The sequence below is a fragment of the Streptomyces sp. bgisy159 genome (genome assembly GCF_057707805.1).
On sequence record NZ_JBYIQX010000011.1, the window covers coordinates 18150 to 34276 of the forward strand.

Consider the following 16127-nt stretch of genomic DNA (forward strand, 5'->3'; position numbering starts at 1 on the left):
GACGACGCCGGTCACGCGCAGGTCGGCCACGGCTCAGGTGCGGCTCGGGAGCGGAGCGGGCCCGGGCCGGTGTGAGGAGCGGCCCGGGCCCGCGGGTTCTCAGTGGCGGCCCGCGATCAGGTCCGCGGCGCGGGCCAGCCGGGAAGAGCCGGTGGTGCGCAGTTCGCTCTCCCGGCGGTCGGCCGCGCGGTAGGTGGCGTACAGGCCCTGCACGCCCAGCCAGCGCAGCGGCTCCGGCTCCCAGCGGCGCACCCGGTGCCCCACCCACGGCAGCCCGGTCAGCTCGGTGGGACCGTCCTCGCCCGCGTCGAGGCGGACCAGGTCGCGCAGGGTGCGGGCGGCGAGGTTGGCGGTGGCGACGCCGGAGCCGACGTAGCCGCCCGCCCAGCCGAGGCCGGTCGCGCGGTCCAGGGTGACGGTCGCGCACCAGTCGCGCGGTACGCCGAGGACGCCCGACCAGGCGTGCGTGACACGCACCCCCGACAGGGCCGGGAAGAAGTCCGTGAGGATGCGGCGCAGCGCCGCCACCGTCTCCGGCTGGGTGCGGCCGTCGTGGTCGGTGCGCGAGCCGAAGCGGTACGGCACGCCGCGCCCGCCCAGCGCGATCCGGCCGTCGGCGGTGCGCTGGGCGTACATGTACGCGTGCGCCATGTCGCCCAGGGTGGCCCGGTCCTCCCAGCCGATGTCCGCCCACTGGCCGGCGGTCAGCGGCTCGGTGGCGATCATCGAGGAGTTCATGGGCAGCCAGGTGCGCTTCTGGCCCTTGAGGGCGGCGGTGAAGCCCTCGGTGCAGCGCAGGACGTACGGCGCGCGGACGGTGCCGTACGGCGTGACCGCCCGGCCCGGGTGGATCTGCGTCACCGGTGTCGACTCGTGCACCCGCACCCCGAGCGCCTCGACCGCCGCCGCGAGGCCGCGTACCAGCTTCGCCGGGTGCACGCGGGCGCCGTGCGGGGTCCAGCTCGCGCCGAGCGCGTCCGCGATCCGGATCCGCTCGGCGGTCTCCGCGGCGTCGTACAGCCTGCGGTCGTGCTCCCCGTAGGTCAGTTCGTGCGCGTGGAAGGCGTGCAGCCGGGACAGCTGGGCGGGGGTGCGGGCCACCTCCAGAACGCCGCCCCGGTGGACGTCGGCGTCGATGCCCTCCTCGCGGGCCGCGCGCACGACCTCGTCGACGGTGGCGTTCATCGCCTTCTGCAGGCGTACGGCGGCCTCGTGGCCGTGGCGGCGGGCGTACCGGTCCCGGCCGGCGATGCCGTTGTAGAGCCAGCCGCCGTTGCGGCCCGAGGCGCCGTACCCGCAGAACCGCTGCTCCAGCACCGTGATCCGCAGGTCGGGGGCGGCCTTCTTGAGGTAGTACGCGGTCCACAGGCCGGTGTACCCGCCGCCCACGACGGCGATGTCGGCGGCCGTGTCGCCGGGCAGCGGCGGGCGGGGGGCCGGGAGGCCGTCCGAGGCGTACCAGAAGGAGACGCCGCCGTTGACGGGATCGTCGGGGCCGGTGCGGTGGGCCGGTACAGGAGAGTGGGCCGGTGCGGGGGAGTCGGTCGGTGCGGGGGAGTCGGTCGGATCGACGGGATCGGTGGTGGGGCTGGTCATGGGCGGACGGTAACCCGACTGGGAGGGGGGTGTCTCCTTCGGATTCCGTCGTTTTCCGGGGAATTCCGCAGGCTGTGCTCACCGGGGCCGGGATACGCTTCCGGGGTGATTCGTGTCGCCACGCCTGACGATGTGCCCGTCATCCACGCCCTGATCCGCGAGCTCGCCGAGTACGAGAAGGCCCCGGACGAGGCGCGGGCGACGCCCGAGCAGTTGCGGGAGGCGTTGTTCGGGGCGCGGCCCGCGGTCTTCGCGCACGTCGCGCAGGACGGCGACGGGGAGGTCGTCGGTTTCGCGCTGTGGTTCCTGAACTTCTCCACCTGGCGCGGCACGCACGGTGTCCACCTGGAGGACCTGTACGTGCGTCCCGCCGCGCGGGGCGGCGGGTACGGCAAGGCCCTGCTGACGGAGCTGGCGCGGCTGTGCGTGGCGCGCGGCTACCAGCGGCTGGAGTGGTCGGTGCTGGACTGGAACCGGCCCGCGATCGACTTCTACGAGCGGCTGGGCGCCGTACCGCAGGACGAGTGGCGCGGCTACCGGCTCACGGACGAGGCACTGGCCGCGCTGGGCGGCTGACCGTCCGCCGCCCGACGCGCGGGCCGGGCAGGACAGGGCAGCCAGGGCCGGTGTCCGGTGTCCGGTGTCCGATGTCCGGTGTCCGGGGCCCGCGGGCCCTCAGGCCACCGACTCCGGTACCGCCTGACGGGCGTGCGCGCCCTGCTTCGGCGGCGGCTTGGCGGTGACCATCGTCGCCGCGACGACGCCCGCCAGGAGCATGATGCCGGCGGCCCACCAGATGGCGACGGTGTAGCCGTGCACCGTGCCCTCGGCGACGACCTGGGCTTTGCGGGCGGGGTTGCTCAGGTGGGCGGCGATGTAGGCGCTGCTGCTGGTGGTGGCGATGGTGTTGAGCAGGGCCGTGCCGATGGAGCCGCCGACCTGCTGCGAGGTGTTGACGGTCGCGGAGGTCACGCCGGAGTCCTGCGGGGCGACGCCCGCGGTGGCGGTGGAGAACACCGGCATGAAGGTGAGACCCATGCCGAGGCCCATCAGGATCAGGGCGGGCAGGATGTCCGTCGTGTAGGAGGAATCCACGGTCATCCGGGTGAGGAGCAGCATGCCGCCGGCGGCCAGCACCATGCCCGGAGCCATCAGCATGCGCGGCTGGACCCGGCTGAGCAGCCGCGCCGAGATCTGGGTCGAGCCGATGACGATCGCCACCGTGAGCGGCAGGAACGCGAGGCCGGTGCGGACCGGCGAGTACTGGAGGATGCCCTGCAGGTAGTACGTCATGAACAGGAACAGGCCGAACATGCCGATCACGGCGAGGCCCATGGTCAGGAAGCAGCCGGCCCGGTCGCGGTCCCGGATGATGTGCAGCGGCAGGAGGGGCATCGGGGCCCGGGTCTGCCACCACACGAACACCGCCAGGAGGGCGACCCCGCCCCCGAGCAGGCCGAGCACCAGCGGGTCGGTCCAGCCGCGGGGCTGGGCCTCGCTGAAGCCGTAGACGATCGCGACGAGGCCGCCGCAGCCCAGTACCGCGCCCGGCACGTCTAGGCGGGCGCCGGCGTGGCCGGGGCGGTCGTGCAGCAGGGCCAGGGCGCCGAAGACGGCGACGGCCGCGATGGGCACGTTGACGTAGAGGCACCAACGCCAGTCGAGGTACTCCGTCAGCAGCCCGCCCACGATGAAGCCGATCGCGGAGCCGCTGCCGGCCAGCGCGCCGTAGATGCCGAACGCCTTCCCGCGCTCCTTCGGGTCGGTGAAGGTGGTGGTGAGCAGGGAGAGCGCGGAGGGCGCCAGGAGGGCCGCGAAGACGCCTTGCAGCGCGCGGGCGCCGAAGAGCATGCCCGGGCCGACGGCGGCGCCCCCCAGCGCGGAGGCGCCGGCGAAGCCGATCAGGCCGATGACGAAGGTGCGTTTGCGGCCCACCAGGTCGGCGACGCGGCCGCCGAGCAGGAGCAGGCCGCCGAAGGCCAGCGTGTACGCGGTGATCACCCATTGGCGGTTGCCGTCGGACATGCCCAGCTCCCGCTGGGCGGACGGCAGGGCGATGTTCACGATGGTCGCGTCGAGGACGACCATCAGCTGGGCCAGTGCGATGATCACGAGCCCCCACCAGCGGTGGGGGTCGGCGGTCTGGGGCCGGGCCTCACCCGGTGGGGTGACACTCACGGGCCCAGAACAGCATGGTTCGGGATGTGTCGCATTCTCGGTGGGTTGCCAGGGACGGGGGCGGTCATTCCCACGAGTTCTGTTCCGGCTGCCCGGGTCACTCGGGTGGCCGCTTTCCCTCGGGTGCCTCGGGCGGCGCCGGGGGCGGGGGCGGGGGCGGGGGCGGGTCAGGGCTCCAGGACCACCTTCCCCGTCGTGCGGCGGGTCTCCAGGGCGTGGTGTGCGGCGGCGGCCTCGCTGAGCGGGAAGCGCTGGACGGCCGGGGTGAGACGGCCGGCGGCGGCCTCGGCGAGGGCGCGCAGTTCGAGGGTGCGGACCGGATCGGGGCCGCCCGCCTTCCGCATCATCACCGGGCCGAGGACCTGCTCGGTGACGCCTTCGACGACGTAGGGGCCGCCGTCCCGGATGCCGTCGGCCGACCAGCCGAACACCAGGTGCCGGCCGCCGGGCCCGAGGAGGGCGACGGCCTCGCGGGCCACTTCGCCGCCGACGCCGTCGAGGACGACGGTGGCCGTCCGTCCGCCCAGGTGGGTGCGGACCTCGGCGGGCCACGAGGGGGCGGTGTAGTCGACGGCGAGGTCGGCGCCGTTCGCCCGGACGCGGGCGGTCTTGTCCGGGCCCCCGGCCAGGCCGACGACCGTGGCGCCGGCGTTGCGGGCGTACTGGACCAGAAGCGTGCCGAGGCCTCCGGCGGCGGCGGGGACGACGACCACCGAGTCGGGGCCGAGATCGGTGAACTGCACGATCCCCATCGCCGTGCGTCCGGTACCGATCATGGCTACCGCCTCGGCGAAGTCCAGGTTCCCGGGGATCTCGTGGAGGCGGCCGGTGTCCGTGACGGCGAGTTCGGCGTAGCCGCCGGGCGCGAAGCCGAGGTGGGCGACGACGCGTTTGCCGAGCCAGTGGCCGTCGACGCCCTCGCCGAGCGACTCGACGACCCCGGCGATCTCCCGTCCGGGCACGGTCGGCAGGTCCGGCAGCCGGGGCAGAGGGCCCTGGACGCCCTGCCGTATCGCGGTGTCGAGCAGGTGCACGCCGGCCGCGGCCACGGCGACGCGGACCTGACCCGGGGCGGGTACGGGAGCGTCGATCCGCTCGTGGAGCAGGTTCTCGGCGGGGCCGAAGGCGTGGAGGCGGATGGCGTGCATGGGGTGGGTGGTCTTCACGGGTCCCCCGTTGTGGTCGTCCGGTGTGGTCCTGCGGGGTTGCGTCCGGTGTGGTCCTGCGGTGCTGCGTTCGGTGGGCTTGCGGTGTGGCTGTCGGGCGCCGTCGTCGCCGGGTGTCGCCGGGTGTCGTCGGGTGTCGTCGGGCGTTTCCGGCGGGCGTGGTGCTCGGGTGCCTTCCGGTGCCGTCCTCGGGTGCCTTCCGACGGAGAACAGCCTCCGACCTCAAGCGGGATTGAGGTCAAGGGGCGGGGCGGCCGCCGCCGGGAGCGAGGCACGGCGGGTGGCAGGGGCGGCCGGTGGGGCGGCCGGTGGGGCGAAGGCACGGCGGGTGGGGAGCGGGGGCGTGGTCGGTGGGGCGAAGGCACGGCGGGTGGGGAGCGGGGGCGTGGTCGGGGGGCGTTGTCAGTGGTGAGGTGGAGGATGGACGGTATGGCGAAGAGCGGTGGCGGCAAGGTGAAGGGGGCGCGGCGGCCGGAGGTGCGCCTGCCGGCGCTGGAGGCGTACGGGGGCGGCGGGCTGGAGCCGGACGGGGACTACGACGGGGTGGAGTTCGCGGGGTCCGACCTCTCCGGGCAGGGCGGTGCCGGGGCCCGGTTCATGGACTGCGCGCTGCGGGGGTGCGCGCTGGACGGGACGGGGCTGGCGGGGGCCCGGATCCTGGACTCGGTGCTGAGCGATGTACGGGGGGTCGGGACCGGCCTCGCGAAGGCGACTCTGCGAGACGTCGAGCTGACCGACGCACGGCTGGGCGGGACGCAGTTGCACGGCGCGGTTCTGGAGCGGGTCCTGGTCCGTGGCGGCAAGATCGACTACCTGAACCTGCGTCAGGCCCGCTTGAGAGACGTTGTCTTCGAGGGCTGTGTCCTGGTCGAGCCGGACTTCGGGGGAGCCACGCTGGAGCGGGTGGAGTTCCTGAACTGTGCGCTGAGGGAGGCGGACTTGCACGGGGCCACCCTCCGCGACGTCGACCTGCGCGGCGCGAGCGAGCTGACCGTCGCGGGCGGGCTGGACCGGCTCTCCGGGGCGGTGATCAGCGTGGCGCAACTGATGGACCTGGCGCCGGTTCTGGCCGCGGAGTGGGGCATCCGGGTGGAGGGGTAGCGGCGGGGGTGGTGAGGGTGCCGGTGGTGGAGGACTGGAGGGGGAGGAGGAAAGGACTGGAGGGGGAGGGAAGGGCGAAGGGGAAGGAGAGGGGGAAAGGCGAGGGAGGAAGGGCGAGGCATGGGACGTGCGACGCCGGCAGCGGATGACGCCCGGGCAGGGGAGGCGTGGCGCCGGGACCGGATCGGCAGCGCACTGCGGGGTGACAATCCCACGGTGCTGCGGAGACTGGAAGCGGGGTTCGCCGTCATCGGGGACGTCCAGTTCCTGCCGGGGTACTCGCTGCTCCTGGTGGACGACCCCGCGGTGCGGCGGCTCTCCGAGTTGCCGAGGAGCAGGAGGCTGGCCTTCTTGTCCGGTATGGACCGGCTCGGCGAGGCCGTCGAACGGGCCTGTGCGCGGCTGGACCCGGCCTTCCGGCGGGTCAACCTGGAGATCCTGGGGAACACCGAGCCCTTTCTGCACGCCCACGTCTGGCCGCGGTTCGACTGGGAGCCCCCCGACCTGGTGGGCCGGCCGGTGTGGCTGTACCCGCGGGAGCGATGGACCGACGGGCGGTACGCGCTCGGCCCGCGGCACGACCCGCTCCGGGCGGCGATCGCGGGGGAACTGGACCGCCTGACACCGTGACCGGATGCCGTGGCAGAGCGTGCCGCGGTGATCACCGGGTCTCCTCGCCTCGTCGGCGAGCGCCGGGTTCCGGACGAGTCGCTCGCCGGGTTGGTCAGGGTCCCCTGGACCGGGCTGCTGAAGTGGACGCGGCGGTGCGGGGGCAGAGGTTCGGGCGTCGGCTCGCGGAGGCGGTGGAGGCACGGCTCCGTGAGGCGGGGCGAAGTGGTGTCCGACTTGCCGTGCCGGACGCCGATCCGAAGGGGCTCGCGTTCTGCTCGGCCCTCGGGTGGGAGGCGCGAGGCGATCGACCGGCGGGGCGACCCGGAACGCCCCTCCTTGCACGCGGTGTTGCGCAGGTCGCCCGCCGGGTGACGTCCGGGCGGGTAACTGCGCTGTGTTGTAAGGGGGTTGGTGCTTCGGCCGGTCGTCCGGATAGCGGATCCGCAGTAACGGCTTTCGGAAACGAACACGTAAAGTCTTGACGGCGCTCTGTCAAACAGGGGCCTGGGGATGTCAGTCTCTCCTCGCTCGCCGCAACCCTGTGCCCCACATGTGGCCTCCCCCCACGAGGCCCGTCCTGCGCCTCGAAACCCGAGGCCGGCGAAGAAGGAGACCGAGTGAGACTGCAGTCCCGCGTCACCCGCACTCCCCGCACCACCGCTCTGCGCGCCGCCGCTCTGATCGGCTCGGCCGCGATGGTCGTGCTGGCGGTCCAGAACGGCCCCGCCACCGCGGTCCCCGAGCAGGCGAACGGCGCCGCCGCCCTCCCCGTGAACGCCTCCGCCCGAGCCGCCGCCATCGCCTCGGCCCAGGACGCCGCTCCGGCCGCCGCCCGCCGGCTCGGCCTGGGTGCCCGGGAGAAGCTCGTCGTGCGCGACGTCGTCAAGGACCGCGACGGCACGGTCCACACCCGCTACGAGCGCACCTACGCCGGTCTGCCCGTACTCGGCGGCGACCTCGTCACCCACGTCACCGGGAACGGCACCCTGAAGGGCGTCAGCAAGGCGACGCGGGCCCGGATATCGGTGCCGTCGACCGAGGCCGCCGTGTCCGTCGCGGGCGTGAAGAAGTCCGCGCTCGCCGCCGCGGCGGCGGACGGCGCCACGGCCGGGGACGCCGGTGTCGCCTCCGCCCGCAAGGTCGTCTGGGCCGCCGGCGCCAAGCCGGTCCTCGCCTACGAGTCGGTCGTCAAGGGCCTGCGGCACGACGGCACCCCGAGCGAGCTGCACGTCATCACCGACGCCACCAGCGGCAAGGAGCTGTTCTCCTACGAGGCCGTCGAGACCGGCGCCGGCACCAGCCAGTACAGCGGCACCGTGCAGCTGGGCACCACCGCCTCCGCCTCCGGCGGCTACGACCTGGTCGACTCGGGTCGCGGCGGCCACCGGACGTACGACCTGAACGGCGGCACGTCCGGCACCGGCACCCTCTTCCACGACGCCGACGACGCCTGGGGCGACGGCACGCCGGTCAACCGGCAGACCGCCGCCGTGGACGCCGCCTACGGCGCCCAGGTCACCTGGGACTTCTACCAGAACGCGCTGGGCCGCAACGGCATCCGCAACGACGGCAAGGCCGCCTACTCCCGCGTCCACTACGGCGACGCCTACGTCAACGCCTTCTGGTCCGACCAGTGCTTCTGCATGACGTACGGCGACGGCGCGAACAACCTCAAGCCGCTCACCTCGCTCGACGTCGCCGGCCACGAGATGAGCCACGGCCTGACCGCGTCCACCGCCGGCCTGCGCTACAACCGGGAGTCCGGCGGCCTGAACGAGGCCACCTCCGACATCTTCGGCACCTCGGTGGAGTTCTTCGCCAACAACTCCTCCGACGTCGGCGACTACCTCATCGGCGAGAAGATCGACATCCGGGGCAACGGCACCCCGCTGCGTTACATGGACCGGCCCAGCCGGGACGGCAACTCCGCCGACTACTGGTCGCGCTCGGTCGGCCGGCTCGACGTGCACTACTCGTCCGGGCCCGCCAACCACTTCTTCTACCTGCTGAGCGAGGGCAGCGGCGCGAAGACCGTCAACGGAGTCTCCTACAACTCCCCGACGTACGACGGCTCCACGGTCACCGGCATCGGGAGGGCCAAGGCCTACCAGATCTGGTACAAGGCCCTGAGTACCTACTTCACCTCGTCGACCGACTACGCGGACGCCCGCGTCGGTACCCTGCAGGCGGCCGCCGACCTCTACGGCTCCGGCAGCGCGGAGTACACCGCGGTGGCGGCGGCCTGGAAGGCCGTCAACGTCAACTGACGCCGCCACCTCGGCAGCGCCGTGGGCCGGGCCGTCCGTTCCCTACGGGCGGTCCGGCTTTCCCTCGCCGTACAGCCAGTCCTCCCAGAGCGACGTGAAGTCCTCGTCCGGGAAGGCCTTCTCCACGTACGCCGTGAAGTCGTCGGTGCCGGCGTTGCCGTGCCGGTGCTCGGCCGCCCAGCCCTGGACGAGGTCGTAGAACGCGTCGTCGCCGACCGTCCGGCGGATCCGGTGCAGCACCATCGCGCCGCGCTGGTAGACGGGCTCGCCGGAGATGTCCGAGGCGGTCGGCGGCTCGGCGGGCGGGAAGTCCCAGAGGTCCTCGAACACCTCGTCGCCGTGGCGCCCGTGCTCGTACAGCTCGGTGAAGATCTCCTCCGCGTCGTCGCCGCCGTGGTCCTCCTCCCACAGCCACTCCGCGTAGGTCGCGAAGCCCTCGTTGAGCCACATGTCCCGCCAGGACTCAGGGCTGACCGAGTCGCCGTACCACTGGTGGGCCAGCTCGTGGACCAGGAGTTCCACGGTGGGCGGGCCGGGGAAGACCGGGCGGTTCTGGGTCTCCAGGGCGTAACCGGCGTCGCCCGGGCGGTCGACGATCGCGCCGGTGGAGGAGAAGGGGTAGGGGCCGAAGTTCTCCGTCGCCCAGTCGACGACCTCGGGGAGCCGGCCGAGGACGTCCCGGCTCGCCTCGTCGACCTCCGGGTCGACGGCCGTGTACACCGGCAGCCCGTCCTCGGTGGTGGACTCGCTGACCCGGTAGCGCCCGATGGCGAGAGTGGCGAGATAGCCCGCCATCGGTTCTCCGGTGTGCCAGGTGAAGACGGTCCGCCCACCGCTCTCCCGGCGTTCCGTCAACTCCCCGTTCGACACGGCCGTCAGGCCCTCGGGCACGGTGACGGCGAGATCGTACGTCGCCTTGTCGGACGGGTGGTGGTTGCCCGGGAACCACGCCATGGAGCCCGTCGGTTCGCCGAGCGCCAGCGCGCCCTCGGCGGTGGGCAGCCAGCCCTCCTCGGAACCGTCGGGGTCGGTGAGGGTGCGCGGCCGGCCCGAGTAGCGGACGGTGACCTCGAAGGTCTCCCCGGCGGTGAGTTCGTCCTGCGGCCGGACGGTCAGTTCCTGCCCGTCGCGGCTGGTGCGCGCCGGGCGCCCCTCGACGGTGACCCCCGCCACGTCCAGGCCCGCCAGGTCCAGGTCGAAGGCGGACAGGGCCTGGGTGGCGCGTGCGGTGATGACGGCCGTGCCGGTCAGGCGGGTGGTGGCCGGGTCGTAGGAGAGGGTCAGGCCGTAGTGGGAGACGTCGTATCCGCCGTTGCCCGCCCGCGGGAAGTACGGGTCGCGCACGCCGGGGGCGCCGGGACGCGCCGAGTCGCCGCCGCTGCCACCGCCGCTGCCGCTGTCGCAGGCGGTCAGGGCGAGGGCCAGGGAGAGCAGAGCGGCCACGGGCGCGAGCCGTGCGGATCTGGACATGTCAGTGATCTTAGGGTTGTGGGGGTACGTCGTGGCCGGGTGTGCGGGCTCGGGGCGCGTCGGGGGCGGGTCGTGGCCGGTACGGAGGGTGGCGCCGCCGCGTGACACCATCACGTACGTGCTCGACATCGGCTACGCCCTCTCCAACCGCTTCCCGGACCCGCCGCAGACGGACTACCGCCGCGCGGACGTCCACACCCTGCGGCATGACCTGTTCTGCGGGGACGTCTACCTCGCCGACACCGAGAAGGACCGGGAGCTGTCCACAGCCTGGGGATGGGTGCCGGTGCTGGACTTCGCGTGGGCACTGTGCGACATCGTGGAGCGCGTGGACCGGGACCCGGCGGGTTCCCGCGCCTCGCGCCCCCAGCGCGCGGAGCTGGACTTCACCGAGTCCACCGACCGCATGCTCTTCGAGCGCCGCTTCGGCTGGGTGGACGTCGAGGCCGACTGGATGCCGGCCGAGGAACCGCCGCTGACCTTCTCCCATGCCGAGCTGCGCCGCGAGGCCCGGGACTTCCTGCACGACCTGCTGGCCGATCTGATCGACCTGCACGAGGATCTGGGCGACAACCCGGCGATCTGGACGCTCCAGGCCCGCTTTCCCCGCGTGGGCTGACTCCCCGCCGGGCGGGGGCGGAGCCGGCCCCCGGGTGCCGACTCGCCTCGTCGTGCGATCACCGGGTTGCGCGACGAGAATGAACGGGGTACGGCGTGAGGAGGTGACGACATGTCGCAGACGGCGCCGGTGATACCCGAGTGGCATGTGTCCGGAGACTGGTTCGACACCTGCAAGTGCGCCATCCCGTGCCCGTGCTCGTTCGCCCAGCCGCCCACCTACGGTGACTGCGAGGGCGTGCTGGCCTGGCATGTACGGGAGGGAAACTACGGGGACGTCCCCCTGGACGGGCTCAACGTGCTGATGGTGGCCTCGTTCGTCGGGAACGTCTGGGGAGAGCACTCGGACGCGTACGGGGCGGTCTTCCTCGACGAGCGGGCGGACGACGCGCAGCGCGAAGCCCTTCAGATGATCTTCGGCGGGCAGGCGGGCAGCTGGCCCACGCAGATGTTCACCATGTTCGCGGCCGAGATGCGGGGGATGGAGGTCGCCCCCATCCGGTTCGAGGCCGACGACGACCTCGGCGGCTGGCGGGTCACCGTGCCCGGCAAGGTCGAGGCGAGCGCCGAGGCGCTGACCGGGCCGACCACGCCGGAGGGTGCCCGGGTGCAGACGGTGAACCTGCCCGGCTCGGAGACGGGCCCCGGCCAGGTGGCGACCTGGGGCCGCGCCACCGCCGACCGGGTGGACGCCTTCGGCTTCCGGTGGGGCCGGGAGGGCAAGTCCAGCAAGCACATCACCTTCGACTGGAGCGGCCCGGACTGAGGGTGGTGACGGCACGCGACCAGGGACGGGGCGGACCGTTCCGTCCCGGACCGCGGGACCGTCGTGCCCCGGACCGGCCGGGCCGGCCGCACGGTCCCGGACCGCGACAGACGGCAAGCGGAACGGCGCCCCGGCCGAACGGGGCCGTCCGGAGCGACTGCCGACCACCGTGCCGACCGCCGGCCCGACTGCCGACCGCCGGCCCGCATGACGTCCGCGGGGACGTCCGAGGGACCGGCGGTGCGGCAGCCGGGTTCCGGGAATCGTGTCGCTCGGCGACGGACCGCCCGGACTCGTTCTCAGACGTTGACGCCGAAGTCCTGGGCGATGCCGACCAGGCCGGAGGCGTAGCCCTGGCCGACCGCGCGGAACTTCCACTCGGCGCCGTTGCGGTACAGCTCGCCGAAGACCATGGCCGTCTCCGTGGCCGCGTCCTCGGAGAGGTCGTAGCGGGCGATCTCGGCGCCGCCGGCCTGGTTGACGATGCGGATGTAGGCGTTGCGGACCTGGCCGAAGTTCTGCGAGCGGTTCTCCGCGTCGTAGATCGAGACCGGGAAGACGATCTTCTCGATGTCGGCGGGGAGGGCGGCGAGGTTGACGTTGATCGCCTCGTCGTCGCCGGCGCCCTCGCCGGTGCGGTTGTCGCCGGTGTGGACGATGGAGCTGTCCGGCGTCTGCTTGTTGTTGAAGAAGACGAAGTGGGCGTCGGAGTAGACCTTGCCCTGGGAGTTGACCGCGATCGCGGAGGCGTCGAGGTCGAAGTCCGTCCCGGTGGTGGTGCGGACGTCCCAGCCGAGGCCCACGGTGACGGCGGTCAGGCCCGGAGCCTCCTTGGTGAGCGAGACGTTGCCACCCTTGGACAGGCTTACAGCCATTGTTGGGAGTCCCTTCCCTCGGTGCGTTACGGCAAGAAGCTACTACCTCTATGAACGCGGCGAGGGGTGCGGGAGGTTCCAGCTCGCTTTACTTTCTTTACCCACGGATATTCGCGTGACGTGAACCGGACAGAGCCGGGAACATGGACGGCATGTCCGGTCCCTATCCCATCCGCGGCTCGGTCGCCCTTCCCGAGGCCGAGCTCATGTGGCGTTTCTCCCGGTCGTCGGGGCCGGGCGGCCAGCACGTCAACACCAGCGACTCCCAGGTGGAGCTGCGCTTCGACCTCGCCCGCACCGAGGCGCTGCCCGAGGTGTGGAAGCGGCGCGCGCTGGACCGGCTGGCCGGCCGGCTCGTCGGCGGCGTCGTCACCGTACGGGCCTCCGAGCACCGGTCCCAGTGGCGCAACCGTGAGGCCGCCGCGGTACGCCTGGCCGCGCTCCTGGCCGAGGCCACCGCGCCCCCTCCCAAGCCGCGCAGACCCACCCGCATCCCGCGCGGCATCAACGAACGCCGGCTCCGGGAGAAGAAGCAGCGCTCCGAGACGAAACGGGGGCGCTCCGCGCGGGACTGGGGTTAGAGACCGATGCCGGTGAAGTCGCCGGCATCGGGGTGAGCGCCCTCCGGCGGAGTTCCGCGGCGCCGGCTGACGTGGAGGTGGAGGTGGGTGGGTTCACCCCAACTGCCGGTACCGCCCCCGGAAGTACACCAGCGGGCCGCCCTCCACGCCCGGCAGGTGGGTGGCCCGCACGCGGCCGATCACCAGGGTGTGGTCGCCCGCCGTGACCCGCTGTTCGGTGCTGCACTCCAGGGCGGCGAGCGCGCCGCCCACCAGGGGCGCGCCGGACACCTCGCCCCGGGTCCAGGCGATGTCCTCGAACAGCAGCCGGTCGCTGATCCGCCCCTTCATCGCGAACCGGCCCGCGATGTGGCGCTGGTTCTGGGCGAGGACCGACACCGCCCACCGGGGCTGCTCGTCGAGCAGGTCGTCCATGCGGGAGCCGGTGCGCAGGCTGACCATGACCAGCGGCGGCTCCAGGGAGACCGAGACGAAGGAGGTGGCCGTCATGCCGATGTCCTCGCCGGGCGGCGCGTCCGGGTCGTCGGGGTCCAGCGACGGCTCCTGCGCGGTCACCAGGACCACGCCGCCGGCAAGCCGGGACATGGCGGCCCGGAACGCGTCGTCGCTCACCCCCTCAGCATGCCCGGCGCGGGCGGCGGGTGACGGGGAAGGCGCGGTGGAAGAAGTCGTCAGCACCCTGGGAACGCTAGTGTCCGTCGTCGGCGGCGCACATCGGACCCCCGCCCGAGACGGGGCCGAGGAAGGTGGGCGAAGAGTCCTAGGACCGTGGTCCGAGCGGGGTGCCGCATACTCGGTCGGGCGCCTTCGGTAAACGCGCGGGGAATTGCGGGGAAGGTGCGGGAGAAGCGCAAGAGGCGGAGAAGTGGCAGGCACGGCCGGTTCTGAAGACGTAGAAAGCGCGGAATCTCCACGCAATTGTTCACGTTTCGCTGTGACTTGAGTCACAAGGGGCAGGAATTGTTGACCCTGTGTACCGAGTGGGGAGCGCGCTGTGATTCAGTGGCGGAGACGCTGCACCGGACACCACCGAGAAGATAGCGCCGAAGACAACCCTTGATTCGCTGCGAAGTCTCGGGGGGAGGGCGAGCATGGAGACCGAGTCGGAGCCGTACGTCCGCCTTGCGTCCCTGCGACAGCTGCATCAGGTCATGGCCGACATGAACACGGCCCGCAGCCTGGCGGACACCTTGCAGACGGTCGCCGACGGCGTGGTCACCGCGCTCGGCTACGAACTGGCCTGCGTCAACCTGGTGCGCCCCGACGGCGACCTCGTCGTCGCCGCGCTCTCCGGCAACCCCGCGGCCGAGGCGCTGATCACCGGCCGGGTCGGATCCCGCGAGTCCTGGGAGCGGCGGCTGAACATGGGCGAGCACTGGGGCGGCCTGGTGTTCATACCGCACACCGAGGGCTGGGTCCTCGACGACGACGACGTCCCCCAGTGGTACACCGACGGGCCCGCCCCCCGCTTCGAGGACGAGTGGCACCCCAGCGACCGCCTGTTCGCCCCGATGTACACGCCGGCCGTGCCGGGCGGCTCCGGCGGCGAGCTGATAGGCGTCCTGTCCGTGGACCGGCCGCGCAACGGACGGCTGCCCGGCGCCTGGGGCCGCGAGGCGCTGCAGATGTACGCGTTCCAGGCGGCCATCGCGATCAGCAACGCGCGGCTGCGCGCCAACATGCAGCGGGCCCTGGTCCGGCTGGAGCGCGAGCAGCAGGCGCTGCGCGCCAGCGAGGAGTCGTTCCGGCAGGCCTTCGAGTACGCCCCCTCCGGCATGGCGATAGCCGAGATGGGCGGCGACCAGCACGGGCGCATACTCCGCACCAACGACGCCCTGTGCCGGCTGCTCGGCCGCCCGGCCTCCGTGATGCGCCGCTACTCCTTCTCCGACCTCGTACACCCCGAGGACATAGGCACCCTGCTGCGCACCTCCGCGGAGGGCGGCCGCGCGGAACTCCGCCTGGGCCGCCGGGACGGCACCTACGTCTGGGTGTCCCTGCGCAACTCGGTCGTCGCCGACGCCGCCGACGGCCCCCGCTTCCTCCTCACCCACGTCGAGGACATCGAGGAGCGCAAGCGCCGCGAGCTGCAGCTCGCCCACCGTGCCTCGCACGACTCCCTGACCGGCCTGCCGAACTCCGCCGAACTGCGCTCCCGCCTCGCCGCCCGCCTCTGCCGGCGCCCGCAGTCCGCGCACCCGGCCGCCGTGGACGCCTACGACTCCCACGACCCCGTGCACGGGCAGGCCGCGCACGACGCCAACGGCCACGGCTTCGACTTCCGGCCCGGCGGCTTCGACACCTACGACGCCTTCGACCACCACGTGCACACCGTGGCGCCCGAGGAGGGCCGCGACGACGGCACCAAGGGCCTCGCGGTGCTCTTCTGCGACCTCGACGGCTTCAAGTCGATCAACGACCGGTTCGGGCACAACGCGGGTGACGCCGTCCTCATCGAGGTGGCCCGGCGGCTGTCCGACGGCGTGCGCGACGGCGACACCGTGGCCCGGCTCGGCGGCGACGAGTTCGTGATCCTCGCCGACGGCCTCGGCCGCGCCGACGCCCAGGACCTCGCCGTACGCCTGCGCAACGAGATCATCCAGCCGATCCGCGCCGAGGGCCGGGCGGTCCGGGTGGGCGCCAGTTTCGGCATCGGGTGGGCGCACTGCGGCATGACCGCGGACGAAGTCCTCAAGTCAGCCGACGAACGTATGTACGTCGAGAAACGATCTCGTCCCAAACAGCACAGACGTGCGGGATAAGGCGCAGGTCAGCGAGTTGGTGCGATCCGAGTCACCCGTTTGGGCCCCAGGGAACGGGTAGGCTCGCAGTTCGCCACCCTTATTTCAGACCTGGATCGCACGCTTCAGAACGGCACCGCATCCGCCCCGCACTGT

The 16127-nt window shown here is 72.7% G+C and carries 14 protein-coding genes; 8 read left to right on the plus strand and 6 right to left on the minus strand.

Features of this window, described 5'->3' with window-relative positions; translation table 11 throughout:
• Positions 1-99 precede the first annotated feature (99 nt).
• Positions 100-1596 carry an NAD(P)/FAD-dependent oxidoreductase gene (locus AC3ET3_RS13410; protein WP_432157560.1) on the minus strand — a complete coding sequence of 499 codons (1497 nt, stop codon included), beginning with the start codon at positions 1594-1596 and terminating at the stop codon, positions 100-102.
• Between the two features lie 105 nt (positions 1597-1701).
• Between AC3ET3_RS13410 and AC3ET3_RS13415 the strand changes: the two genes are divergently transcribed.
• The gene (locus AC3ET3_RS13415) at positions 1702-2172 is read left to right on the plus strand and encodes a GNAT family N-acetyltransferase (protein ID WP_432138846.1); all 471 of its coding nucleotides are present in this window, start codon (positions 1702-1704) and stop codon (positions 2170-2172) included.
• 99 nt (positions 2173-2271) lie between these two features.
• On the opposite strand, the gene AC3ET3_RS13420 is transcribed toward AC3ET3_RS13415, so the two are convergent.
• Entirely contained in the window at positions 2272-3774 is a 1503-nt protein-coding gene (locus AC3ET3_RS13420) for an MFS transporter (protein WP_435612191.1), read from the minus strand.
• 167 nt (positions 3775-3941) lie between these two features.
• Positions 3942-4922, minus strand: coding sequence for a zinc-binding dehydrogenase (locus AC3ET3_RS13425; RefSeq protein ID WP_435612240.1), 981 nt, complete (start codon positions 4920-4922; stop codon positions 3942-3944).
• Positions 4923-5369: 447 nt separating this feature from the next.
• Between AC3ET3_RS13425 and AC3ET3_RS13430 the strand changes: the two genes are divergently transcribed.
• The 3 genes from AC3ET3_RS13430 to AC3ET3_RS13440 all read left to right on the plus strand — a co-directional run bounded on the left by AC3ET3_RS13430 (position 5370) and on the right by AC3ET3_RS13440 (position 8920).
• A complete protein-coding gene (locus AC3ET3_RS13430) occupies positions 5370-6041 on the plus strand; it encodes a pentapeptide repeat-containing protein (protein ID WP_432138844.1) in 672 nt (223 codons plus the stop codon).
• 120 nt (positions 6042-6161) lie between these two features.
• Positions 6162-6671: an HIT family protein gene (locus tag AC3ET3_RS13435; RefSeq protein WP_432157558.1), complete on the plus strand. Its 510-nt coding sequence runs from the start codon at positions 6162-6164 to the stop codon at positions 6669-6671.
• A gap of 677 nt (positions 6672-7348) precedes the next feature.
• Complete coding sequence (locus AC3ET3_RS13440) at positions 7349-8920, plus strand: M4 family metallopeptidase (protein ID WP_432138885.1); 1572 nt, start codon at positions 7349-7351, stop codon at positions 8918-8920.
• A 42-nt stretch (positions 8921-8962) separates the two neighbouring features.
• Here the strand turns inward: AC3ET3_RS13440 and AC3ET3_RS13445 are convergent, their stop codons facing one another.
• Positions 8963-10390, minus strand: coding sequence for a M1 family metallopeptidase (locus AC3ET3_RS13445; RefSeq protein WP_435612192.1), 1428 nt, complete (start codon positions 10388-10390; stop codon positions 8963-8965).
• 118 nt (positions 10391-10508) lie between these two features.
• Here AC3ET3_RS13445 and AC3ET3_RS13450 point away from each other — a divergent pair, with 118 nt between their 5' ends.
• Both AC3ET3_RS13450 and AC3ET3_RS13455 read left to right on the plus strand, forming a co-directional pair.
• Positions 10509-11009, plus strand: coding sequence for a hypothetical protein (locus AC3ET3_RS13450; RefSeq protein WP_432138841.1), 501 nt, complete (start codon positions 10509-10511; stop codon positions 11007-11009).
• 111 nt (positions 11010-11120) lie between these two features.
• A complete protein-coding gene (locus AC3ET3_RS13455) occupies positions 11121-11774 on the plus strand; it encodes a DUF1326 domain-containing protein (protein ID WP_432138840.1) in 654 nt (217 codons plus the stop codon).
• A gap of 299 nt (positions 11775-12073) precedes the next feature.
• Here AC3ET3_RS13455 and AC3ET3_RS13460 read toward each other — a convergent pair whose 3' ends face one another.
• A complete protein-coding gene (locus tag AC3ET3_RS13460) occupies positions 12074-12649 on the minus strand; it encodes a TerD family protein (RefSeq protein ID WP_432138839.1) in 576 nt (191 codons plus the stop codon).
• Positions 12650-12792: 143 nt separating this feature from the next.
• On the opposite strand from AC3ET3_RS13460, the gene arfB reads away from it, so the two are divergent.
• Positions 12793-13230: an alternative ribosome rescue aminoacyl-tRNA hydrolase ArfB gene (arfB, locus tag AC3ET3_RS13465; protein WP_432138838.1), complete on the plus strand. Its 438-nt coding sequence runs from the start codon at positions 12793-12795 to the stop codon at positions 13228-13230.
• A 93-nt stretch (positions 13231-13323) separates the two neighbouring features.
• Here the strand turns inward: arfB and AC3ET3_RS13470 are convergent, their stop codons facing one another.
• Positions 13324-13815, minus strand: coding sequence for a flavin reductase family protein (locus AC3ET3_RS13470; RefSeq protein ID WP_432138884.1), 492 nt, complete (start codon positions 13813-13815; stop codon positions 13324-13326).
• A gap of 506 nt (positions 13816-14321) precedes the next feature.
• Here AC3ET3_RS13470 and cdgB point away from each other — a divergent pair.
• Positions 14322-15992, plus strand: coding sequence for a diguanylate cyclase CdgB (gene cdgB / locus AC3ET3_RS13475; protein WP_432138837.1), 1671 nt, complete (start codon positions 14322-14324; stop codon positions 15990-15992).
• The last annotated feature ends 135 nt before the right edge of the window (positions 15993-16127 follow it).